This window comes from Paenibacillus sp. FSL H7-0756 (genome assembly GCF_038006765.1).
Classification (GTDB): domain Bacteria; phylum Bacillota; class Bacilli; order Paenibacillales; family Paenibacillaceae; genus Paenibacillus_AQ.
On record NZ_JBBOVT010000002.1, the window covers coordinates 1,926,966 to 1,950,640 of the forward strand.

The following is a 23,675-nucleotide window of genomic DNA, read 5'->3' on the forward strand; positions in this document are numbered from 1 at the left end:
CTAGAATAGACTTGAGCCAGAGACGCGCTTCGCAATGAAGTTACTGGAGAAGATTAGAATGACCGAGATAACAGACTGGATTAAATCAATCGCACTTGCATAAGAGAACCGGCCGTCGCTTAAACCCACCTTGAACGCATAAGTCTGCACGATTTCCGAGGTCGGATTATTAATACTGTTCCCCAGGAGATACGCCTGCTCAAAGTTAGAGCCGACCAAGCCGCCTCCAAGAATGCTGCCGATGGTCAGAACCAGCACGACGACGATGGTCCCCTTCATTCCCGGAAGTGTGATATGGCGGATGCGGGCCAGCCTGCCAGCCCCGTCAATCTCAGCGGCTTCATAAAGTGAAGGATTGATGCCTGTAATCGCGGCCAGAAAAATAATCGTCCACCAGCCCATCTCTTTCCACACGGCACTCCCTACAGCGAGGCCCCAGAAATAATTCGGACTCGTCAGAATATTAAGCGGCTGGTCGATGAACCCGGCTTGCAGCAGCGCTTTGTTCACAAGCCCCATATCTGCGGACAGGAACGCATAGGAGACTCCGACCACTACTACCCATGAGATAAAATGAGGCAAATAGCTGATCGTCTGCACGAACCGCTTGAACGGCATGCTTTTTACTTCGTTGAGCAGAATGGCCAGTATAATGGGGGCTGGAAAAGCGAAAATCACTTTTAAGAAGCTGAGCACAAGCGTATTCCTGACGATCTTACCAAACTGATAATCGTGGATAAATTCATCGAAATACCGGAGTCCCACCCAATCACTTGTAAAAATCCCCTTGATCCCGTCGGAAATGCTGTAGTCCTTAAACGCCATCAGAATCCCGAACATTGGAGTGTAGGAAAAAATCACCAGAAAAACCATGCCGAGCCCGACAAATAAATGGAGCACTCTTTGTTTTTTAAACCGCTTCCATATCTGGCCCCGTTGAACTCCCGTGCCGGTTAAGTTTGTTTCGAGTTGCATCATTCGTTCCTCCTTTACCTGTAGTTTACCTTCCCGGGGAACCGCGGCGTAAGCTAACGTTTTCTAGAAAGCGTTGTCACTTTTATATATCGGGCACCGTCTTCTGAAACAAAAATAGTTTATTGTTCTCATTATAATGATCAATAATCCTTGACGAAATAATAATATTATACTATTAATGAAACTATATTAAGATTTTATCTGATAGAGGAAAGGCGGGAGGACAGCAACATGCGAACTTATTACTTACCCAATTTTACAGAATTCCGGTTCTTCTGCTTTCCGCATTCGTTCGGAAACTTCGTCCGCCCGGATGATCATAATGTGAACCGGCCGAATGGGGTCAGAGATTTCAGTTTGCATTATATCGTTAGTGGAAGCGGGGATATCGAAATCGGGGACAGAACCTTTACATTGGGCGCTGGGGATGCCTTCCTCCATTTCCCGAACGACCGTATGCGATATTATTGCTCAGAGTCAGACCCGTGGAATATTTTCTGGATTCAGTTTAACGGCAATGCACTCCCGGCTTACTTCCTGGATAACCGGTATACCAGTTCTTCGATCTGGACGCTGAAGAACGATTCCCTCCTGCATTCGGCATTTGAAGATTTATTTCATGAGGTTGAACATTATAATTTCCTCCGCCCCTCCCATATCTCCACCTTAACCTATAGCGTAATCATTGAATTTGTGAGCAATTCGCTTCCATTCTCATCCTACCGCAGCACCAATCATCTGGATAAAATAACGGCTCTGTTGCCCAAAATGCAACAAAAAGCCCACCTTCCATTTGAGCTGGAATGGTGGGCGGCTCAAGCAGGGCTGACACCGAATTATTTCTGCAGCCTGTTTAAAAAGGCAACGAAAATGACCCCTGGCACTTATATCACCAAATGCCGGATTCAAAAAAGCAAGCAATTATTGCTGGCCCATCCCTCGATGTCCATCAAAGAGGTTGCCATCCTCTCCGGGTATCCGGGCATCAGCTACTTCAACAAGAAATTCATGGAATCCGAAGGAATTACGCCAGGTGAATTCCGCGAGATTCATTAGGAGGAGTACGGAAATGGCCCTTATTCACTATGTCGAGTGCAATACGATACACGCCTCTAACTTCGTTGTAGATGTTCCCGCTGGTGCGCACTGGCTCCTGGTCATTACCAAGACTCCGGCGCTATTCTGGGTGCATGGCGGACTCAAGCCGTACCCTGCCCACAGCGTAGTTCTGTACCAGCCGCAGCAGAAAGTCTATTATCAGGCATGCGGCGGCCAGTTTATTAATGACTGGATTCGCTTTGAAACCAATGAGCCTTATGTCACGGAATCTCCGCTTCCCCTAGGTATCCCTTTTGCGCTTAGCGACCCTGACTATTGTCAAAAGCTGCTTGAACTGCTCGCCAGCGAGCACCATATGGGCGGGGACTGCAAAGCCTCCTCCATCGATCTGCTCCTGCACGCGCTGTTCAACAAACTCTGGGAATCCTATTTCCAGGACAATATTACCCCGCAATACTATAAGCTGCTGAAGCTGCGCACGCTCATTCAGACGAACCCCGGAGAGTACTGGACCGTGGCCAGAATGGCCGGTGTGCTTGAGATCAGTTCAGGCTATCTCCAGAGTATCTACAAAAAAAACTTCGGACTCTCCTGCATGGAGGATGTCATTAACAGCCGCGTCCGCATGGCCAAGGAATACCTCGTCTACAGCTCCGAGAGCATCGCCGATATCGCAGCACGGTGCGGCTATCCGAATGTGGAGCATTTCTGCCGGCAATTCAAGCAGGTGACCGGGTATACACCGCGAAATTACCAGAGACAGGCCAGAGGTAAGATATATTGATTACCGCGCGCTTCCTGCGCTTCTCAGCTCAGACCGGGCTGCCAGCCTTCTTGAAATACTGCTGCACCAGAAAATTCATGATCTCACCCGGCTGTTCTCTGGAGAACTCAGCCTTGTCTGCGAACAGCATCCCGTAAGGTGCTTCCGGGGTGTACGGCTCCCAGCGCGGCAATTCTTCGCCTGTGGAATCCTTGCCGTTCGGGTCACCGGTACGGATGAAGTGTGCAGTGTAATTGCACATCTGACGGGCCAGATCGTAATGCTTGCCGACAAACGGCCGCCAGCACTTGGCCAGCGTCTCGAAGAAGAACCACAGATCCACCGAGTGGAAGGTGCCCGGGTTATCCCATCCCGGAATCTCGGCATCGAAGTTATAGTAATAGAGCGGCGTTTCGCCTCCGGTATCGGCATTCGCCTGTCCGGCAATACGGATTGCGTATTCGATCCCGCTTACCGCTGCCCGCTCCGCCGCTTCCTGAACGGCATCCGGCCCTGCGCCGCTAAGCTTCAGGAAGGTCTCCGCATCCTCCCCGAACATGTCTGCCGCAAGCTGCTTGAACTCCTCGTAGGACTGTACCTTTGGAGTGCTGAAGAACTCGGAGGAGGTATGGCCGAGCATGACCGGCACCTTCAAGCGTCTATTCTGCACGAACCTGTCGAACGGGGTGCCTACCTGGAACTTCTGATCAGCAACAGTCCCCCAGAAGCCGCCAAGCGCCACTGCCTTGTCCCGCAGATAGACTGCATCCAGCTTCCGCGCTTCGGCCAGAGAGGATACGCCCAGATATTTGAAGAACTCAATTCCGTCCCGCTCCGCGTCCTGCAGCGTTCCCCGGAGCGGCGGCAGCAGGGTTCCCGGGTACAGATCGGTGAAGATACCGCTTTCAACAATCGCCCGCTGAAACAATCCTTCGTTCTGAGGAGAGGTGAGCTGGCTCATGACACTGCCGCCGCCCGCCGACTGCCCGCCGATGGTGATATTGTCCGGGTCGCCCCCGAAGGCCGCAATGTTGCGTTTCACCCAGCGTGTCGCCGCCTGCTGGTCAAGGTTGCCGAAGTTAGCCGGTGCTTCAGGCGATTCCGCTGTAATCTCGGGATGACAGAGGAAGCCGAAGATATTCAGCCGGTAGTTAATCGTTACAACAACGATCCCCCGGCGGGCAATCCGTTCGCCGTCGAATTCCATCTCCGCCGGATGGCCTACCTGCAGCCCGCCGCCGAAATACCATACATACACTGGAAGCTTCTCGTCCGCCTGCTTGGCCGGGGTCCATACGTTCAGGTACAGGCAATCCTCGCTCATCGCAATATCAGGCTCAACCGCCCATTCACGGGTATAGATATTGTTGTCATCCAGCTCCTGTCTGACCTGCATGGAGACCGGCGCGAACTCATGAGCCAGCAGCACGCCTTCCCAGTCTTCCGCAGGCTGCGGTGCCCGCCAGCGGTTCTCGCCTACAGGCGGCGCTGCGAACGGTATTCCCTTGAAGCTCGTAATCCGGGGATCGGCTGCGGGCAAGCCTTTTACCGTACCGTTCTCCACATTGATCAATCTAAGCATGTTACCGTCTCCTTTACGTTTACATTGCCTACACCCCAAATTCTAATCAACCTACTAGCCCAAAACAATGATCTAAGCAGGATCATAATTGATCTATCCTCACATGCAGGTGCACGCCAAAAGCCCCCTCCGTGCGGAGAGGGTGTATTTGAAAATATTGTTATTAACTACGAATTAGAAGCAGCGGCACGGTGATCCGCCTTCACACAATCAATGGCAACCACAATCGCGACGATGACCGCCTCCAGCTCCTCATTCAAAACTTCAACACTGTAGCTGTCTCCCCAGGTGAACCACTTTTTGCTAACTTCCCCTACAACGGCTCCGCGCTGCAGGATTTGGAAATCCATGTCCCACCAGTCCCCGTGCACCTCAATATCCGCCGAATCTATCGAATAGCGCGCCTTGAAGAACGACAGCTCCTTTTTAATCGTCAATATCTCACGGCCATCCACTTCCACGAAGAACTTGGGCAGGAAGCTGAACACCTTCTTCGTAATCTGCGCAACTTCCCTTCCGCCTGCGTTCATAATCGAGAACGTCTTGGGAATGCGCATGAAGCTGCCCTCCACAACATACACATCCTGCTCCCGCTCATCCTTCACCGTAAACTTCTCACCTATGCTGAATACCTTTTGTTTGATGTAGAGTTGTTTCATGATTCGTACCTCCGATATGTTAGAGTCTGACCTACCTCAGATACGTATCCCTGCCTGTCACAGTTTCATATGCCGTTATTGAATACCTGCTACTCCTCTACCTTAACCACCTAACGTGAATTTAACCATAACAGCAACACCCGAACTCAACGTCAAGCGAAGATATTTCCCCGCTCCCTCTCCAAGTGCCCTGGTCTCTTCTCCGTTGACCGTTGCTGTTGTCCAAGGAATGCCCAATTTCAATTGGAGCTCGTTAGCATCAATCATGGATTCCAGGGTAACGCTCACCGATTTGGATTCAAGGTTCCACGTTAAAGTACGGACCTCCAGCAGGGTTCTGGCCATCAGCCCATGTATGGAACCTGCTTGCCATCCTGATGGCAAAGCCGGAAGAAGCTCTATTTCACCGGTACTCGAGAACAGCAACGCCTCATTCACCGCTCCTACTGTACCAAATAAGGTATCCGTACAATAGCAGTCATTTCTCCCGTTGGTGTCGTGGTCTGTCATCAGTGATGCATAGTAGCCGGAGTCCGTCATCATCGGCAAAAGCGAAGCGGCCACTTCGTTGCCGTCCTTTAACCGCGCGCAGACCAGCGCCTTGTGCATCCAGCCGTGCCCCGCCGTGGCGTCCGACGTATTGTATTTGTTCCGGTTCTCCATCGCGGTAATTGCCGCTCTTAAGAGCTCTGCATCGTTCTGCGTCTCATAGGCGGGCCAGGCCGGGTAGAGATGGCTCAAATGGCGGTGGTCGTTGTTCTCCGTATATTCGTTCATCGCCCATTCGCGCAAAGCGCCGTCCTTGTCCACCTTGTAGTCCGGCAGCAGCGCAAGTAACGCTTCCCATCTGGCGGCTGCCGCTTCGTATCCGTTACGCTTAACCGCCCGTTCAATAGTGATTACCATACCCAGTCCGTCCCTTGCTGCTGAAATATCCATACTGGCATTGGCTGTGAGTGTGCTATGGTAACCGACCGGGTGATTCTCCGGCGAATAGCCAGGGAGGAGCAGATATTTCTCGCCCGGATGCAGCTCCGTCTTCCCTTGCTCATAGCACGCTGTGCCATTAACATCCGTATAGTACTCCGGCGTACATAGCTGCTCCCAGAAATTAGCCTGCTTGGTTAACAGCGTAAGCAAAATATCTTGCTCTAAATCCAGATATCCCCTGCCGAGCAGCTCTGCGAATTCTTCATCCGTCAGCCCTCCGTCTTCAACGCTTAGAATCGGCTTCAGTTCGTGGATTCTCATGTACTCGTTGATGGGAATCTGCTGGTTGCCGTAGCACTGCCAATATTCGAAGATAGGAAGCAGACACCAGCTTGCCCCCGCATTCCAATATTGAAACGGGTAGTCGTTATCGTACTCCACATGCATCCCGCGGTCGATGTCCGAGTTGACCGATACCTGAAGCGCATCATGCATTCCGTAGGCCATTCGCGCATTGTATTCGAAATCGGGCGTATTCCGGAGGAAAAAAGTAATATACCCGAGTTGGGCAAGAGTCAAATGACCAGTATTCATAGCTGCCACCTGCAGATTCACATTGGCATCCAGCGTATAAATCCCCCGCCAGCCAGGATTCCACTCCCCGGTCCACATTCCATATAACCTCGGGGCGCTTGAGCCGCTGCAGCAGATCAAGGCATACCGCCCCTGATTGTACACCTGCTCCAAGAAAGCATGATGGATTCTTGATTTGCAAGCCTTCTGCGCGTTGATCAACGTTTCATTGTCTGCGGACTTGTCCTCGTTGTCACCTGCAAGAGAGAAACGTACGGCGTTAAATTCTGCGGCGTGCTTCCGGGCATGAGGCGCAAGGGCTGCATTGTAATCGAAGATGCCCGAAGCGTCCTGATATTTTACCGCAACAGCATTCGTAATCTGCAAAAGACCGTCCACTATCGCATAGCTCGTCTGGCCTGCAAAATCACCGGTCTTACCCATATGAAAGGTCCGGTCCGACTGCGTGATTAAGTACACGGCTTCCGCATCGTTCACTTGAATCACCGGATTCTGGTCTGCGCCGACATTCATCGGTTCATTCGTGTCCGCAAGCAGCACTCTCCTCCGGGTTCCGTTAATGACCACAACCCGGGTCAAGCCGGCGTATCCCCCATCGGCCAGCTCGCTGCCCGGGTAGGAAGGGTAATGGGCCACCTGTGCGATATAGTCCGCATTCGGATCAACCAGCTTCTTGTATTGGAGTGCGGTCACCTCGGTCGCCCCATCCTGCGCTTTGTACATCCCCGAAATGTCATCAATCGAAATGATCATGTTGATCTTGGTACCGGCCGACGATTGCGAGATCTTCGTAACCGATACATTGTCTTCCCTGGACGTAAAAGAGGTTCGGATCCACTCGCCGCCTTCATCGGAGTAGCGCACGCCGGTTTCCGCTGTCTCATAGTTGGTCCATCTTTCATAACCGGACACGGTTCCCTTATTCATGGCGCTTAACCGGAGCTGGTGCCCCGGATGATAGCTGTAGAGAAAGGTTCTTGCCCTGGTGGTCCCGTCCGCAAACGTAATCTTCCATTGATCATTAAGCTGGAAGACATTTCTCCTGGCCTCGGCCAGCTGTCCGGTCAATTCTTCCGGAATCACTCGCGGATCGCCAGACGGATAGTTGAACCACATATATTGATAAATAAAGCTGTCCGCATACGGCGCTCCCGATGTGACATATCCGTTCTCCCCGTTTCCGCTGACCATTCCGTCCCGCCATGCCCGGCCGGGATTGGACGCTGGAATCTCCGTGTAGGTGCTGGCATAATTCCCTTGTTCGTACAGGCGTGCAGATTGCAAATCATTCTTCATGCGATGATGCTCCCTCCCCCTCATTTGCCTCTTATTATAAAGAAGACCTGGCTTCAAGCGGCATTCACAGAAACGACAGATTCCCGCTTCGCATGTCGCAATTTCGCAGATCTGTTATAATAGGGGCACAAGCGGCAATGAGGAGCGGATAACCCATGAATTTACCGCCGATCCACCTGGAGAATATGAATTTGCGGATTACTGTCGGAGGGCTGGCGCTGAATGTGCCATATATGTTATCCGGTACGTTTCACCGTTCTTTTCCCGAGCATATCCACAGCAAACGAAGCTATGAACTGCATTATGTCCCGGAAGGGCAAGGTATGCTGATCGCGAACGGACACAGTTATCCGGTCGTCCCGGGTACCTTGTTCATGACAGGACCGGATGTCGTCCACGAGCAGATTACGAATCCTTCGGACCCCATGTCGGAGTACTGTATCTGCTTCGAGCTGCTGGAAAACAAGCCTGCCCGGGATCAGGAGCTTGATAGCATCACCGGAACATTCGCACAGACACCATTCTGGATCGGCCAGGATACACAAAACCTGATGCCATTGTTTGAGCAGCTCTCCTTCGAGACTACCCGCAAATTCATCGGCTATCACCGGTATGTAAGCACGATTCTTGAACAGATTGTCGTCAAGCTGATCCGGAATTATATGGGTGACCAGCCGGCCGCTTCCATCTCACAGGCACCGCTGCAGACGCTCGACGATACCCGGCTGGCTGCCATTGAACACAGCTTTCTGTACCAATACCGCTTTATTACCGTACAAGCGCTGGCGGACACATTGGGCTTGAGCGTCAGACAGACGGAAAGAACGATCAGACAATTTTACGGCATGACCTTTACCCGGAAACGGACCATAGCCCGGTTAAATGCAGCTTCTCATTACCTGACCATGACCGCCATGACCATCAGCCATATCGCAGAAACGGTCGGTTATTCGTCGCTTGAGCAATTTTGCTCAGCCTTTAAGACACACTATGGAATGCCTGCGGGCAGGTACCGGTTATTACGTTCTGCTCAAATCTAAACATACCATTGCTCTTGCGTTGTATACAGCCTTGTATACTCGCCCTCTCTCTGGATCAGCTCACTGTGGCTGCCGACTTCGACGATCTCACCAGCCTTCATTACTACTATTCTATCCACATGCCGGCACAAGCCGGTCCGGTGGGAGACGATAATTGCCGTCTTGTCCTGTGCCACTGTGAGAAAATTCATCAGGATCTCATTCTCAATCAGCGGGTCCAATGCGCTAGTCGGCTCATCCATTACGATAATCTCACTCCTCTTGAATAATCCCCTCGCAATGGAGAGTTTCTGCCATTGTCCGCCCGAAAGCTCCAGTCCATCGAATTCTCTCCCTAGTGTACGATTGAGTCCGGAAGGATCAATATCCAGCTTAACCATTTCCAGCACCTCCAAGATATCACGGTCAGTATCAGACCTCGCCAAATCCGATATACAGATATTCTCTCTCAGAGTAAGTGAATATCTCATGAAATCCTGTGGAATGATAGAGATCATTTGGAAAAGAGCCTCCTGATTCAGACCCTCTAAGGCTTCTCCATCATAGGTAACTGCACCGCGCTGAACGGGGTATAGTCCCAAAATCAACTTCGAGAGCGTTGTTTTCCCGCTTCCATTTTCACCTATAACCGCTATCTTCTCACCTTTATGAATTTCCAGGTTAACTCCTTTAATCGTTTTGCGACCTGCGTTAGGATAAGTAAATTCAAGCTGCTTCAGCTTTATGTTTTCTGTAAGACTTTCTTTTTGCACTGATCCTTTACGCTCTTCAGGTAAGTCCAAAAAAGCATAATAATCCTTGGCAAAGGCTATTTTCTCAGGAAGGCTGCCCAGATCCATTAAGAACTTTTTCGTTTCATTCTGTACGGATAAGAAAGCCCCGATGCTTGCTCCGAACAAGCCTATGTTAATCTCACCGGATACGGTTAGGACCAGTGCGAGAACGACACTCGCCGTATAACCAATGACACGAATCGTATCGCAGAATAGCAAAGATAATGCATCCTTTTTACTGAATTCCCATAACTCCTTATCTATCTCAACTCTTGTTTCTTTGAATTGCTCTCTTAAGTACTGGTCGAACCCCATAGTTCGCATTTCTTTCACTGCGGTCTTATCATTGAACATTTCCCACAAGTAATCCCTATAGCGGACTCGTTTGGTTTGTCTCTTCTTCAGCGCATAGAAATCCTTACCACGCAGCCTTCTCGCAATAAAGTAGGGCATGACTGTCAACAAAGACAACAGAATAAACAGCAGATTGTAGCTGGCAAGCACAGACACCAATGAAATAATACTGATAGCGCTTGTAGCAAATACCGCAGATGACATATAAATTTGACTTAGAATTTCACGGTTTACACAGTCCATAGCTCTAGCTTTGATGTTCATGGTCTCGGAGTCCTCATACAGGATCAGCGGTAACCGGGAGCTCTTATGTGCTATAGCCTGTTTATGATAATCTGTGCATCGTTCATAGACCCCGGCATTGATCGTGATATTAGAGATAAACTGAAGGATTTGCTTTAATACATAGCCTGCCAGCAGAACTCCTCCATAGAAATAAAGAGGATACCCCTCCGTTTTTCCCTGCGAATAAGAATAAACCTCGTTAAAAAGACCGGCTGAAATTATCGTTATAAATACCGGAAAAATGCCCTCGAGCAAATAATACAGCGGAGACAAAACCCCTGACCAAGGAGCAGCCTTTAACGTTTGTTTGTATACTCTGAGCACAATCACCAGCGGTGTGTATCTATCCTTCATGGTTATCACTGTCCCTATACCAAGAGCTTTGCTTGCTCCATAGATTTGCATACATACCCTTCTGACTGATTAAGTGTTCGTGAGTTCCGTCTTCCGCAATAGCACCGTCTTGTAGCACTAAGATACGGTCAGAGAACCTGGCGCTCGCCAGACGATGAGAGATAAATAAGCAACCCTTCTCCCCCATCATATCTCTAAAAGTTGCGTACAATTCACTTTCAGCCACCGGATCTAATGCCGCTGTCGGTTCATCCATAATCATGAAAGGGCAATCTGCCAGATAAGCACGGGCCATGGCAATCTTCTGCCATTGTCCTCCAGACAGATCTATACCGTTCTCCGCAATTTTCCCTAAAGCCGTATCCAAATCAGACAGAAACCCATCGGGTGCTGCCTTGGTCAAAGCGCCTCTAAGGTCATTGTCATTTCCTATTTTGGCGATGTTGCCAAAAGCGATATTCTCTCGAAGAGTCAATGAATACTTGCCGTAATCCTGAAAGATAATCCCTATACTGTTTCTAAGATTTTCTTGACTGATCTGGTTCAAGGGTACACCATCTATCAATATCTCTCCGCGATCTGGAACATACAGCTTCATTAACAGCTTTACAATTGTCGATTTACCGGCCCCATTCCCTCCAACCAAAGTAATATGTTCATGCTGATGAATGGTGAAGGAGACCTTCTTCAGCACCTGCTCTGCAGTCCCCGGATAGGTAAAACAAATATCTTTAAATTCTATGAATGGATGAGCTGCAGAGTTGAGCGTCGCAGAATGTCCGGATAAAGCGGTATTGTGCCGCTCTGGAAGCCGCATGAACATTTCATAATGCATAATCTCCATACAACGATGAGACAGCCGGGAGAACAATAATGACAGATCATCTGCAATTCCCAGAATACTGCCGGATGCTCCAATCAAAGAAACGAACAACCCGACAGAAACCCGTCGTTCCATGACTCCATATATCAGCTCAAAGATTACTAATCCGATCCACATCAGTAGTAAAAAGCTGCTGGCAGCAAAATAGCGATGAGACTTTATCGTCGTCATCAACCGCTCTTTTAGCACCTTTTCCGATTTTTGTTTCCATTTACTCTGTATGTATCCGACCGCACCAAATACCTTGAGTTCAAGCAGGGATCTTTTATCACTAAGCAGTCCCCCCAGATAGGATAATTCCCGCTCCTCCCGGGATTGGCTGGTAAACAGCCCGTTCATCATTTTCATCGCTTTGAAGTTCAGTACTACCATTAGTGTGAAGATTATCAAGAAGGCCACAGTAAACCAGCCCGATACCTGTAAAAAGATAGCCATCAAGCTCACTAAGCTGACCAGCTGCGATATCATCGTTAAGGTCTGGATCAGCACCTCCAGAATCTTCTCATCCGGGTGATTTCCCATCTTATTCAAATGATCCTGTACCTTGGAATCCTCGTAGCAGGAGTACTCTATCCGGTTAAATTTCTCCACAATTTCTTCCATAAAATCCTTGTTCAGCTTACTTCTTAAGCGTAGGGTAATCATACTGTCCATGAAGGTGCTATTCGCTGTGAAGAGCAAGGTAGCTACCAAGGCTGCTCCCCATTGGACAAGCTGATTCAGCGGAACACCATTATTGATATAACCTTGTAAAGAATCAATCAGATGCTGTGTTATGTATAGCGTCAGTGGAGTAGTCAGAGCAAGCAGCAGGATTTGTAAGAACTTCAAGATGATCAGATAGGGAGCATATTTGTATAAAATAGCGATGTATTTCATGGCTTGCTTAAGCATAATCTCATTCATTCTCTCCTTCATCATTTCCTAAAATATAACTATAATTCAGGAAATCTACAACCTGTTGGATTACAGGGATTGACAATTGATTGAAGTGGTAATAACATACGTTACATAACAGTTGTTATTTTTAGTTTCAGTTGAAGGAGTTGAGAAAAATACCGCCAAAAGCAGAAGTTACTAGAGAACAGATCTCCCTTACAGCATTCGAACTAACCCGCCAAGCCGGATTCGAGGTGCTGACAGCCAGAAATATCGCGGTAAAGCTAAAATGCTCTACTCAACCTGTCTATCGATTGTACAAAAGTATGGAAGAGGTCAAGGAAGACGTATACAAGCGTACTGTTGATTTCGCATTAAATGAGATCAAACAATACAGCAATGAGAAGAATGAACCCGCAATGAACCTGGCAGTAGGTTGTTTATTTTTTGCTCAAGCAGAGAAGCATCTGTTCCGATTATTATTTTTATCTGAGTACAGCAGTGACTACACCAAGAATAATGATGACCTGCTCTCAGAAGAGATCTATCAGGCGTTTCTTCAGTTAGATCCTCAGCTATGCACGATGAGCACAATAAAAACCCGGGAAATGTTCAAGAAGCTTTCGGCATATTGGCTCGGAATTGGAGTTATGATCCACATGAACTCGCAGGAACTAACCATTGACGACGCGATAGTCATGCTTGAGGAAATGTATTATGTATTGAAATGTAGTGCACTTTCCAAAAAATAATTACTGAAGAGGAGAAACATGATTACATTTCTGACTCATTATTATAGACAGGGTGATACACCATTCCGCAGCCTAACCGCATTAAGTGATTCTGATGCAATTCAAGTTATGGAGACTTTATATGTGGATAACCCGGTAGCCGATAGATTCAAGGAACCTGCTCAATATTTACATAATAGACGGCAAGCTGAACAATGGGTAATGAGTGAATTCATAGAACAAGGGGGAAATCCCCAAGAAAATTATCCACTCTACGCAGTGCTGGGCTACTCTCAATGGATGGAAGATCACTTGTCTGCCCTTGAATTAAGCAGAATCCGTGTTCCGCTCAGTGTTTTTTCGCACCAGGATATAAGCTTCACTTATCCCGATAGCATGGTTACCTATTGGCTAGGGGCAGATAAGGAATCTGCTCATTATCAATCACAGTATCATGGGAGAATCTTTACTCTCTCAGACTTAGCTATGTTAGCGGATATTTACGGTGCACCAGAGGATAAAGGCAGAACTGCACTTTGGGAAGGTATGGGCCCTTACATTGAATACATTGAAGCTCAAATCTGGAATCCACAGCCCCTTTACGATTACTTAAATTCAAAATCATTTTAATTAAACTTAAAACACGACAGCATCAAATTACATGCTGTCGTGTAAATGTAAATGAGAATTCACTATTGCTCTCCAATCATCTGCAGCTCAATCTGCTTCATCCGGTACAAGTAGCCCTCTTGTTCCATTAGCTCCGCATATGAACCCGTTTCGATCACCCTGCCCTGCTCCATGACGATAATCCTGTCCATCCCTTCCAGGCCGGTAAGCCGGTGGCAAATGAGCAGTAAGGTATCTCCGGCGGACTGTTCGTAGAGATGGGTTAATACGCGCCCTTCCGTGACATAATCCAGCGAAGATGTAGGTTCATCCAGCAGCCATAACCGCCCTTTGCGGAGCATGACCCGGGCCAGAGCCAGACGCTGCTTCTCGCCGTCGGACAGGTTCTCTCCTTTTTCGAATACAACATCGGTTAATGCCATATCCGGCAATTGGGCCTTAGCTAGAGCTACTAACAATACTTCGTCAGACTGTTCTTCTCCATTCAGCAGCAAGTTATCACGGACCGTTCCGCGGAAAAAATGGCTTTGCTGCAATACGACATTTGAGGCTTCCCAAATGCCTGACTCATCCAGCTCTTGTACCGAAATGCCGTTAAAACGTATGGCTCCAGATGCAGGCGTACGCAGCTTGAGCAGCAGATCGATCAGGGTGGATTTGCCGGATCCGCTTGGTCCAACCACAGCCGTTCGGGAGCCGGCCGGGAGGTGTAGTGACACTTCCGTCAGCGCGGGCCGCCACTCGTCTTCATATTGGAATGTAACGCCGGACAGCTCTACCGAAACAGGCTCTCCTGCCGCCAGGGTGCGGCCCGGCTGCACAGGTAAATCACCGGAAGTCAATACGGTTTCAGTCAGCCTTTTGGCCGCGTGCTCACTGTCTTGCTTATAGGCTGGTAAAGTAGCCATGGCCGCTGCTTCTTCGAACACCGTCTGTGAGGCCATAACAAGCATCGCTAAGAATACGCCTGCCAGCGCACCTTCCATAATTAGATAGGCCCCTAGCGTCAGTACACCCCACGATATAAAAAAGGTTACAAAGGTGTGCATCGCCTGTCCGCGTAACAGATGACCTGCTGCACGCTGCTGCTCTGCTGTCAGTGCTGCCGAAGCCGCCTGAAGCTGCTGCTCCCGCTGCGGCAATTGCCCGTACACCTTCAGATCACGGTAGCCATACAATACTTCGGTGACTTCCGTTGACAGCAGCGCCCGCTGCTTACGGACACGGCCGTGTACCGTCCGCTGGCCCATCAATACGATTCCCGGTACAACCCATGCAGTCAGCAGCATTCCTGTTACAAACAAGCAAGCCATCCAGAATGAATAAGAAGCACTGAACACCATAGTTGCCAGAAATACCGTGATGACGATAACCGGCGGATAAGCAACACGCAAAAAATAATTCTGCAGGCTCTCTACATCCCCGACAATCCGTGCAAGCAGATCTCCGCTGCGGTTCTTGTTCAAGATACCGGGCGTTAACGGGATCAGCCTGGCAAAAAAGCCTGTGCGCAAACGGCTAAGCATGGAAAAGGTTGCTCTGTGCGAATACAGGCGTTCTCCGTAACGGCTTGCCGCCCGGAGCAAACCCAGCAGCTTGACCAGCGAGGTCAGTACGATCAGGGTGTAGAGCGGCGGCATGAAGACCGTCTGTGAAATCAGATATCCGCTCGCGGAGAAGAGGGCCACACCGGCTGCGCCGGCAATAAACCCTCCCAGAATCGACAGGAGAATATCCTTACGCTCCGCTATCATGGCCTTGGACAAAATCGCCAGTTCATTCATGCTGACCCTCCTTTTCGCTGCATATCAACCATCTCGGCATATTGAGGCATACGTTCAAGGAGCTCGTCGTGAGGTCCGGCCGCTGCTAATACTCCATGGTCCATAAACAAAATATTATCCGCTTGCCGGATCGTGTATAACCGGTGTGCGACTGTGATCATCGTGGCCTTTTGGGCCAGCGCTGTTATGGAGCTTTGCAGGATTTGTTCGGTCTGCAAGTCGAGACCTACTGTAGGCTCATCGAACAAGATCAGGGCCGGACGTTTCAAGAATGCCCGCGCTAAAGCAAGACGTTGCTTTTCCCCTCCCGACAATCCCCTGCCGCCCTCCCCGACATGGGTGTCCAGTCCCTGCTCCAGTCCGGCAACCAGCGCTGCAAGTCCCGCTTCCTCTGCGGCCTGCCTGATTTCTTCCCTGGAGACCTCACGTCCGGCGCCGATGGCGATATTCTCAGCAAAGGTACCGGCAAAAATATAGGGATGCTGAGTAATGTAGCTGACCTGCTCAAACCACGAGTCTTCCTCCCACGCTGTCAGCGGGCTTCCGTTCACCGTCACTGTCCCTGATACCGGCTTCAAAAGCCCGGCAATGAGATGGAGTAAGGTTGTTTTGCCCGAGCCGCTGTGGCCGACGATGGCAACATGCTGTCCGGGTTCTATGGAGACAGACCCAGCCTTAAGCTCGAATGAACCGGGTGCATAGTGGAAATGTACACCATTGAGCGCAATGGATGGCGGCAGCTTGAGCAGCTTGGCTGAGGACTGCCCTCCCCCGTCCGGCTGTGTGCCGGTACCGCCGCCTATTTCCGCAAGCATCTGCTCCACCTTACGGACCGCCCCCATACTGGTCCGCCCGCTGTGAAAAGCGGTTCCTGTATTCTTGAGCAGGTTAAAGAACTCGGGAACAAGCAGCAGGACAAGAAAAGCTGTGTGGAACGGCATGGATTTGAAAACGAGCAGTTGAATAGCCAATTCAAGAGCAACAATCCCGATGCCCAGCATGACGATCGATTCCAGCATAAACGTATTCGTAAAGGCAACCTTCAAAATATCCATGGTCGCATCACGGTAACCCAGGCTGCTGCGCTCAATCTGCTGCTGCTGGCGGCGGGATTGTCCGAAAATTTTTAAGGTCACCAGCCCTTGAAGCGAATCCAGGAAGGTGCCGGAGAATTCTGCGAGCTGCGCATATTTTTCTTCGGATTTATTCTTCGTTTGCAGTCCCACCAGAATCATAAACAGCGGGATGAACGGTGCCGTAAACAGCAGAATGAAGCCGGTATTCGCATGTAAGGTAAAGGTAACGGCCAGAATCAGAACCGGGATGATCGCTGCTTCGGCCATCCGCGGCATGTATTGACTGAAGTAACTGTCCGTCTCGTCCACTGCGTCCAGCGCCACACTGACCTTTCCTCCCGTCTGCCCCCGCAGTGTTGAAGGTATGGACGCATGGGTAAGCTTCTGCAGCACGGCTGAACGCATATTTGCCTTAGCGGCGGCAGCCATAGTTAGGCCAACTTTTCCGTTTGCGTATAACAGTAAACTGCGGATCGCCATCACTGACAGCAGAAGAGCGAGCAGCAGAGCAACCGAGGATAAGGAAGCCTTCTCCACGAACACCCGCTGGACCGCTTCCGCCAGCAGCCCGGCCTGACTTACGATCGCAATGCCAAGCAGGAGCGACAGGAGGGTCAGCATAACCAATCGTTTGCGTTGCCTAGACATTTGCTCAGCGATCAGGCTTGTTGTCTTGTTCATTTATTTCTTTCCTTTCACATAATCTGCGTCAAAGAGAAACAGCTTGAACACCAGAATCAGGGAAGGAATCAGCAAGCACATCCCGCCGATGAACACAATGACCAGCGCCAGGCCCATGGCCGGTGAAGTGATGCTGTTCCCGATCGTAATGAACGGGTCCAGAATATAAGGATACTGCCCGATGCCGTAAGCGAAGAAGGCGCAGAGAAATTGCAGCATGATGCTTATGAATGCCAAGCCGTAACGGCGTCCGCTGTATAGCAGCCACATGGCAAGCATGAAGAACGCTACGGACAGCGCAAGCAGCCACCATAGATCCATCATATTTTGAAAATGCCGCTCATTGTGCTGGCCCAAATAAATAAAGGCCGTCAGCGCGATCACAATCGTCGGCGTGCTCCAGAACAGCGCATAAGTACGCATAAGCTTCAGTGCATTATGATCCTCAGCCCGGGAAGCATAAAAAGCCAAGAAGGAGGCGCTGATGAACAGCACGGATACAATCGCCAAGCCTACAATGCTCCAGGATAAGGGGTTCGTAAACAAGGTCCAGTAATCCAGAGACACGGTCTCCCCTTGCTTAAAGATAAAGCCGCCTTCCGACAGGGTAAGCGCCACGGACAAGGATGCGGGAATTAGCAGGCCCGAAGCGCCATACAGAAACAGATATACGATGTTATTTTTGGAGCCGTAATTCTCGAACGCATAGAACGAACCGCGGATCGCGATGAGGATAACAGCAATACTTCCCGGAACTAGCAGCGCCGAGCCGTAATAATAAGCGGTGTCCGGGAAAAAGCCGACAAGTCCAATGTAAAAAAAGACGAAAAACACATTCGTAATCTCCCAGACAGGCGATAGGTAGCGGGAGATCAGACGGTTGATCAGATGATCCTGCTTCGTCAGCCGGGCATAAAAGGCAAAGAACCCGGCTCCAAAATCAATGGAGGCCACAATTAAATAGCCGTATAAAAACAGCCAGAGCACTGAAATTCCAATCAGCTCGTAACTCATTTTGCGCGCTCACCCCTTGCTGTTGATTTGTCGCCGGGAGGCTGATTCCACTTCTCCATCTCGGTTTCTGCCGGATTGTCCTTGAACATGCGCCGCAGCACAAGAACACAGACAGTGCCTAACAGGATGTACAGCAACAGGAATACAAAAAACAGGATTCTCACACTCGGTGATGCCGTAGCCCCCTCTTCTACACGCATGTATCCCCTTAAGATCCAGGGCTGGCGCCCGATTTCAGCGTAAAACCATCCCAGCTCGACTCCCAAAAAAGCAAGCGGCGCCCCTAATGCGATCGCGCGAAGCAGCCATTTGTTATGCTCATTGCGTTTTTTCCAGAATACAAACAGGAAATACAGGAATGAAATACCTAATAGAGCGAACCCTATACCGACCATTAGATCAAACAAATAATGAACCAGGAGCGGCGGCCGCTCATCCGCAGGAAATTCATTCAGACCGGTTACCTCTGCATTGAAATCGCCAAAGGCGAGGAAGCTGAGAAATTTGGGAATGTGCAGTGCGCCCAGCACCTCATGCTCTGCGTTAAGCCACCCTAACAGAATCAGATCTGCTCCGCTCTCCGTTTCAAAATGCCACTCTGCCGCTGCCAGCTTCTCCGGCTGATGCTCCGCCAAAAATTTCGCAGATACATCTCCAGCAAGTGCGTTCAGCAGTCCAAACACCATCACTACGGCCATCATCAGCTTCAGCGCTTTTTTATGGTATTCCGAGGCGCCCTTCCTCAGGAGTGCAAACGCGGCTATGCCTGCCAGCAGTGCGGCCCCGGTCAGATAGGCTGAGCTTAAGACATGGAACACCTTGGAGAACGTCGCTGTATTCAGCATCGCCTCCACCGGATTCACAGCTGTGAATTGTCCTCCCGCCATGGCAAAGCCCTCAGGCTGATTCATGAACCCGTTTACAGTTGTGATAAACACAGCGGACATCCCGGCACCGGCAACAATCGGGATCGTAAGGAGCCAGTGGATATACGGCTTTTTGAAGCGGTCCCAGGTATAGAGATAAATGCCCAGGAAGATCGCCTCAAAAAAGAAAGCAAATACTTCCATAAATAGCGGAAGCGCAATCACGTTACCGGCAAGCTTCATGAAATTCGGCCAGACCAAGGCCAGCTGCAGTGAAATCGCCGTACCTGTCACCACGCCCACGGCTACAGAAATGACAAACCCGCGGGCCCATCGCTTGGCCATCAGCGTGTAGTGAGCGTCTTTTTTGCGTATGCCCATGAATTCTGCAATGGCGATCATTAGCGGAACCCCAACGCCAATTGTTGCGAAAATAACGTGGAACCCTAGTGTCAAGCCTGTCACCAGTCTGCTCCACAGCACAGTATCGATGCCCATAACGTTAGTGCCTCCTTATCCAAGCGGTTAGATATTTTGAATTATTATATCTTTAATTTTAAGTAAAACGGTTCCGGTCACCTTATTGCCTTCAAACGTTCATGAAAGTCTCAACTCTTTCTTACATCTTGGTGAATACGGCTAAAACTACTCTTTTGGGCTATTGTTTGGTGGGGGGTAACGTGGTAGGGGACTGATCTGTGAATAAAAAAACAGCGGCAGTCTAAGACCTGGTAAAGAAAGTCTTAAGCTGCCGCTGCTATTGTTAAACTGTGACCCAAAATAATGGCTAGGATTAATACAAATCTTTTGAAATTTTTTTGGGCCATATATTCCATTCTAGGGATCATCAAGCTGTCATCTGTCATTTGCATTGTATCGGTTTGAATAACTGAATTTTTTAAGAATGTAATATTCATACAGCACTTGATACACTGTTACAAGTTGGAAAGAGTTTAACTCCCCCATATACCCAGTTCAGTTACACGGCCACTATTAATAATATAATAACTTGTAGCCGCTAACACCTCTTGATATTTAGAAGGTAGTTCAACACTCTTCTTAATAGCTGGCTGAACAATAATAATTTTAGCAGTAAATAACTTATTTTGTTTCATTAATTTTTCGAGTTTATTAAATTCGCCTTTTCTCATTACGCCATGGTTGCTTTTTCTACGGCTTTTTATTTTATCCAATAAAGTCCCCCTCGATTTTAACCATATTGTTGATTTTATTGCTTGTTGTGTGACTTCATAAATATCGCCTAAATCTCCGTTAAATTTTTTTCCTCCCATCGCTTTTACATGAAAAAGAACAACTTCAATCATGTGCTCTGTTTCTTTGATAGTGATGTAGTCGGCTATTTCTCCTGAGCCATGATCATAGAGCATATAATCAAAATTATCTTGTTCGATCAGTATTTTATCTAATGCATCTTGAATAGAAATTTGACCTGGTGTAGCTTGCCCAAACTCACATCTAATATCTGTGTCATACTTTTCCCAGGCAATATTATTTATGTTGTTGCTAGAAAAAACAATTGCGTCGGGTGCACCAGAACATATTTCATTCCCTTCTATTACAGAGTCATCAGTTGTTTTTAAAACCAATGGATAATTATTAAGATATTCCGCTAGTAAGACTTTATTTTTACCGTCTTTCAATAGCATAGCAGGCTCCGGAGAAGAGTAAGTTCCATTAACACAGTAAACAACTATTTCTCTAAGCTTAGATAAACATACTTCAATAATAACTTCTTCCTCTGATACAGATATAATTTCTAATGATGCATCTGTAAGAATAATCTCAGATACTTTATCTACGCTCAACATAAGTGCTGGTGGTGATGTATATGTTCTGTCAGAAAAAAAACAAAAAAATATCTTTTCAGGGAATTTAATGAGTCTCCTTGGCAATGGCATCAAATCATAATTAGTGTTAGTCTTTACTTCCATTTTTTCATTAGCAATTTTAGCCCCATACGAATTACACCATTTAATGTATTCTGGTATTACTACATATGAGCTGCTCCATATTTTCGATCCACTACTATAACCGATAGTAATTGATCCAGCTTCTGCAACCGCTTTGCAAAACACATGTCCTGCTGAGTACATTTTTCCGGTAACCGGATTGATCGCAGATGCTACATTTGAACCAGCATAGATACGATATGACTCACCAGTCTCCGCGAATCTACTTTGCATACCGGTGTTAAACATTTCGAATTCTTGCAACTCACCTAATACGCGATGAATTTCATTCCTTGGAATTTTGTCATAACTGGTAGTGAATGCTTCTGCTATCAATTGATAATCCATTTCGCTTTTCATTTGTGAATATATAAAGAGCAGCGATGTTTCTTTTTGGTAATGTACAATGAAGAGAAAATTTTGAATGTCCAACACTTGGTCGGTATCAGACCATTTCGGACGATTTTTTAATGTTCCAATGCCTATCACCGTATTATCCGCAGGATTTCTATAGATATTCTCTCCCACACGACATATTTTTGGGAAATCCCCGTTAATATCAAAACCCGATATATGATAAACTTTCGCATGGCAATTAGGTCTTAAACTATGCAAAGTGATAATATCTTCTGACATAGTTAAACCGTCATCTCGAACGTACTCGCTTAGATTTTTTTTTACTTCTTCTTCTTTGCGAATAGTTCTCTCGCTCATGGTCCACTATTATTTCTTGCCAAATAGCATCACTAGAAAAAAGCTTGAAATTTTCCACCATCAATTCTTCATCATTCATGGCAATAAATTTTGCAACACCAATATTTTCAGCATTTGTTCGTGCAAATCTGCCAATGAACTGGAGAGTATTAGCAAGAGATTTATGAGGATCATGAATAGCAGCTATTTTCAAATTAGGGAAGTCAAATCCTTCTCCTAACATATCAACACAAATGATTCCATCAATCTTTCTTTCTTTTAATGCGCTAATACTCAGTTCTACAGTCCTGAAAGACATAGAGCTATCTATGCGTTTTAAAGTTAAAGCTGTTTCGGTTTTGTAAAGATGTTCTAGGTATTTAGCCTTCTCTTTAGTATCAGTTCTCACCATAAGGTAATGATCGTATCCTTGCTGTCTATCGTTTAGAAATAAACGTTCTGCTTCTTTTGCAATGAGTTTATCTTTTTCAGGTGCCTCATCAATCGGGATGTAAAGAATTTCACCAAAAATACCATCACGGTGAGCCATTGACAACGGATAAGTATATAAAATTTCGCCCTTGATCTCTTTACGATCCATGCGAAAAGGCGTAGCAGTGAATAAAAAATGGTTCGATTCCTTCATGTTTATAAGGATCTGTTGCCATGTAAGTGCCGGTACATGATGCGCCTCATCTATTAATACTAAATCAAATAAATTACTAATATCACTTTCAGATAAGGACAATGCGCATTGAGGAGTTGCAATAATAACATCTGCAGCTTCAACAGTAGATTGAAGTTCAATAGAATATTTATTTTTCAGTTCATAAACAGCTGGCGGAGTAATTTCATTCGTAAAAACCAAAGCCTTTTTCAGTGTTTTAAGCTCTGAAAAGTCGTTAAAGATTTGTCCACGAACCATGACACTTGGTGTTACAATTAAAACTTTCATGCTATTCGTGATATATGGTGCCATCATTAAAACGGCCGTCTTTCCTGATCCTGTTGGCATGACAACTATACCAGCGATTTTTTTCTGCAAAGTATTAAATGAAGCAATCGCATGAATAGCGCCTATTTGAGCATTCCTCAGTCCAAGCGTTCCATCAGTCGAAATAGTATAACGTAGATCATTATATCTTTCTGAGAAATGACTCATTTACTATTCTCCTTTCACTAATCATAATGTGGATTTCATTACTTTGTTCTGTAAATTATTCATTCTCCAATATAATTTTTTAATCAATCTTATTATCTAAGGAAAACATGTTCAATTATTAATTTTTCAAAATTTACATGTTCATCAAATTAAGCAAAGGCATTTAACACGTTGGAGTAATTCTTTAATGTTCTTATTTATTACTCTTCCCATCAATAATGGTATCGCTTCTTCTAAGCTTAATCAGTAACATGAGTATATAACTATTTACGAACTGCTAACTTGGTTACTTGATTTATTATCTGAGGCATACATTATGACTCCCTTATTGGTTGTTATGCGAACCTTATGCGTTTCTTGCTGTCATTTTATTAAAGAAAGGGGAGCCAACAGTCACTCCCCCTATGTTGTTATTTGTTTTGATCTTTTAGAATTTGAGTCAGTGATTTGTCGCCATGCTGTTTTCTTAAGGTCCCAAGCTCCATGTCACTTCGAACCCCAAAATCAACCCCATACTTAGCTTCGATATTCCCAACCTTTGTGTCTGCACGCTTCTGACGATATTGACCATCCTTATTACGATCACGCATTTAAATTCCTCCTCACAATGTTTGTTATTGCATAAGGAAAATACGGATTTCT

Annotated in this window: 19 protein-coding genes; 5 read left to right on the top strand and 14 right to left on the bottom strand. The window is 47.4% G+C overall.

The window, feature by feature from the left end; all coding sequences use genetic code 11:
• Positions 1–975 (bottom strand): ABC transporter permease, encoded by a 975-nt coding sequence (locus NST04_RS24950; protein WP_341186836.1) that lies wholly within the window; start codon positions 973–975, stop codon positions 1–3.
• A gap of 231 nt (positions 976–1,206) precedes the next feature.
• Here NST04_RS24950 and NST04_RS24955 point away from each other — a divergent pair, with 231 nt between their 5' ends.
• Together NST04_RS24955 and NST04_RS24960 are read left to right on the top strand one after the other, a co-directional pair.
• Positions 1,207–2,031 (top strand): AraC family transcriptional regulator, encoded by an 825-nt coding sequence (locus tag NST04_RS24955; protein WP_341186625.1) that lies wholly within the window; start codon positions 1,207–1,209, stop codon positions 2,029–2,031.
• Positions 2,032–2,044: 13 nt separating this feature from the next.
• A complete protein-coding gene (locus NST04_RS24960; protein WP_341186626.1) occupies positions 2,045–2,818 on the top strand; it encodes a helix-turn-helix transcriptional regulator in 774 nt (257 codons plus the stop codon).
• A gap of 28 nt (positions 2,819–2,846) precedes the next feature.
• On the opposite strand, the gene NST04_RS24965 is transcribed toward NST04_RS24960, so the two are convergent.
• The 3 genes from NST04_RS24965 to NST04_RS24975 form a co-directional block, all read right to left on the bottom strand.
• Complete coding sequence (locus NST04_RS24965) at positions 2,847–4,379, bottom strand: carboxylesterase/lipase family protein (RefSeq protein WP_341186627.1); 1,533 nt, start codon at positions 4,377–4,379, stop codon at positions 2,847–2,849.
• A gap of 167 nt (positions 4,380–4,546) precedes the next feature.
• Positions 4,547–5,038, bottom strand: coding sequence for an LURP-one-related/scramblase family protein (locus NST04_RS24970; RefSeq protein WP_341186628.1), 492 nt, complete (start codon positions 5,036–5,038; stop codon positions 4,547–4,549).
• A 102-nt stretch (positions 5,039–5,140) separates the two neighbouring features.
• Positions 5,141–7,858: a glycosyl hydrolase family 95 catalytic domain-containing protein gene (locus NST04_RS24975; RefSeq protein WP_341186629.1), complete on the bottom strand. Its 2,718-nt coding sequence runs from the start codon at positions 7,856–7,858 to the stop codon at positions 5,141–5,143.
• A 155-nt stretch (positions 7,859–8,013) separates the two neighbouring features.
• Between NST04_RS24975 and NST04_RS24980 the strand changes: the two genes are divergently transcribed.
• Entirely contained in the window at positions 8,014–8,898 is an 885-nt protein-coding gene (locus NST04_RS24980; RefSeq protein ID WP_341186630.1) for an AraC family transcriptional regulator, read from the top strand.
• Here the strand turns inward: NST04_RS24980 and NST04_RS24985 are convergent.
• On the bottom strand, positions 8,895–10,715 hold the full coding sequence (locus tag NST04_RS24985) for an ABC transporter ATP-binding protein (RefSeq protein WP_341186631.1): 1,821 nt from the start codon (positions 10,713–10,715) through the stop codon (positions 8,895–8,897). The genes NST04_RS24980 and NST04_RS24985 overlap by 4 nt on opposite strands.
• Positions 10,654–12,453 carry an ABC transporter ATP-binding protein gene (locus tag NST04_RS24990; protein ID WP_341186632.1) on the bottom strand — a complete coding sequence of 600 codons (1,800 nt, stop codon included), beginning with the start codon at positions 12,451–12,453 and terminating at the stop codon, positions 10,654–10,656. Before NST04_RS24990 ends, NST04_RS24985 begins: the two co-directional genes overlap by 62 nt.
• 131 nt (positions 12,454–12,584) lie before the next feature.
• On the opposite strand from NST04_RS24990, the gene NST04_RS24995 reads away from it, so the two are divergent.
• Entirely contained in the window at positions 12,585–13,178 is a 594-nt protein-coding gene (locus tag NST04_RS24995; RefSeq protein WP_341186633.1) for a TetR/AcrR family transcriptional regulator, read from the top strand.
• An 18-nt stretch (positions 13,179–13,196) separates the two neighbouring features.
• Positions 13,197–13,787 (top strand): hypothetical protein, encoded by a 591-nt coding sequence (locus NST04_RS25000; RefSeq protein WP_341186634.1) that lies wholly within the window; start codon positions 13,197–13,199, stop codon positions 13,785–13,787.
• A 62-nt stretch (positions 13,788–13,849) separates the two neighbouring features.
• Here the strand turns inward: NST04_RS25000 and cydC are convergent, their stop codons facing one another.
• From cydC to NST04_RS25040, 8 genes are all read right to left on the bottom strand, one after another.
• Positions 13,850–15,571, bottom strand: coding sequence for a thiol reductant ABC exporter subunit CydC (gene cydC / locus NST04_RS25005; RefSeq protein WP_341186635.1), 1,722 nt, complete (start codon positions 15,569–15,571; stop codon positions 13,850–13,852).
• The gene (gene cydD, locus NST04_RS25010; RefSeq protein ID WP_341186636.1) at positions 15,568–17,328 is read right to left on the bottom strand and encodes a thiol reductant ABC exporter subunit CydD; all 1,761 of its coding nucleotides are present in this window, start codon (positions 17,326–17,328) and stop codon (positions 15,568–15,570) included. The genes cydC and cydD overlap by 4 nt, the downstream gene beginning before the upstream one ends.
• Positions 17,329–18,342, bottom strand: a complete 1,014-nt coding sequence (locus NST04_RS25015) for a cytochrome d ubiquinol oxidase subunit II (RefSeq protein ID WP_341186637.1) — start codon at positions 18,340–18,342, stop codon at positions 17,329–17,331.
• Positions 18,339–19,706 (bottom strand): cytochrome ubiquinol oxidase subunit I, encoded by a 1,368-nt coding sequence (locus NST04_RS25020; RefSeq protein ID WP_341186638.1) that lies wholly within the window; start codon positions 19,704–19,706, stop codon positions 18,339–18,341. Before NST04_RS25020 ends, NST04_RS25015 begins: the two co-directional genes overlap by 4 nt.
• Before the next feature lie 245 nt (positions 19,707–19,951).
• On the bottom strand, positions 19,952–20,125 hold the full coding sequence (locus NST04_RS25025) for a hypothetical protein (RefSeq protein WP_341186639.1): 174 nt from the start codon (positions 20,123–20,125) through the stop codon (positions 19,952–19,954).
• Between the two features lie 36 nt (positions 20,126–20,161).
• Positions 20,162–21,892 (bottom strand): hypothetical protein, encoded by a 1,731-nt coding sequence (locus tag NST04_RS25030; protein WP_341186640.1) that lies wholly within the window; start codon positions 21,890–21,892, stop codon positions 20,162–20,164.
• On the bottom strand, positions 21,825–23,033 hold the full coding sequence (locus tag NST04_RS25035) for a DEAD/DEAH box helicase (protein ID WP_341186641.1): 1,209 nt from the start codon (positions 23,031–23,033) through the stop codon (positions 21,825–21,827). Before NST04_RS25035 ends, NST04_RS25030 begins: the two co-directional genes overlap by 68 nt.
• A 410-nt stretch (positions 23,034–23,443) precedes the next feature.
• Positions 23,444–23,623 (bottom strand): hypothetical protein, encoded by a 180-nt coding sequence (locus NST04_RS25040; protein WP_341186642.1) that lies wholly within the window; start codon positions 23,621–23,623, stop codon positions 23,444–23,446.
• Positions 23,624–23,675: the final 52 nt, after the last annotated feature.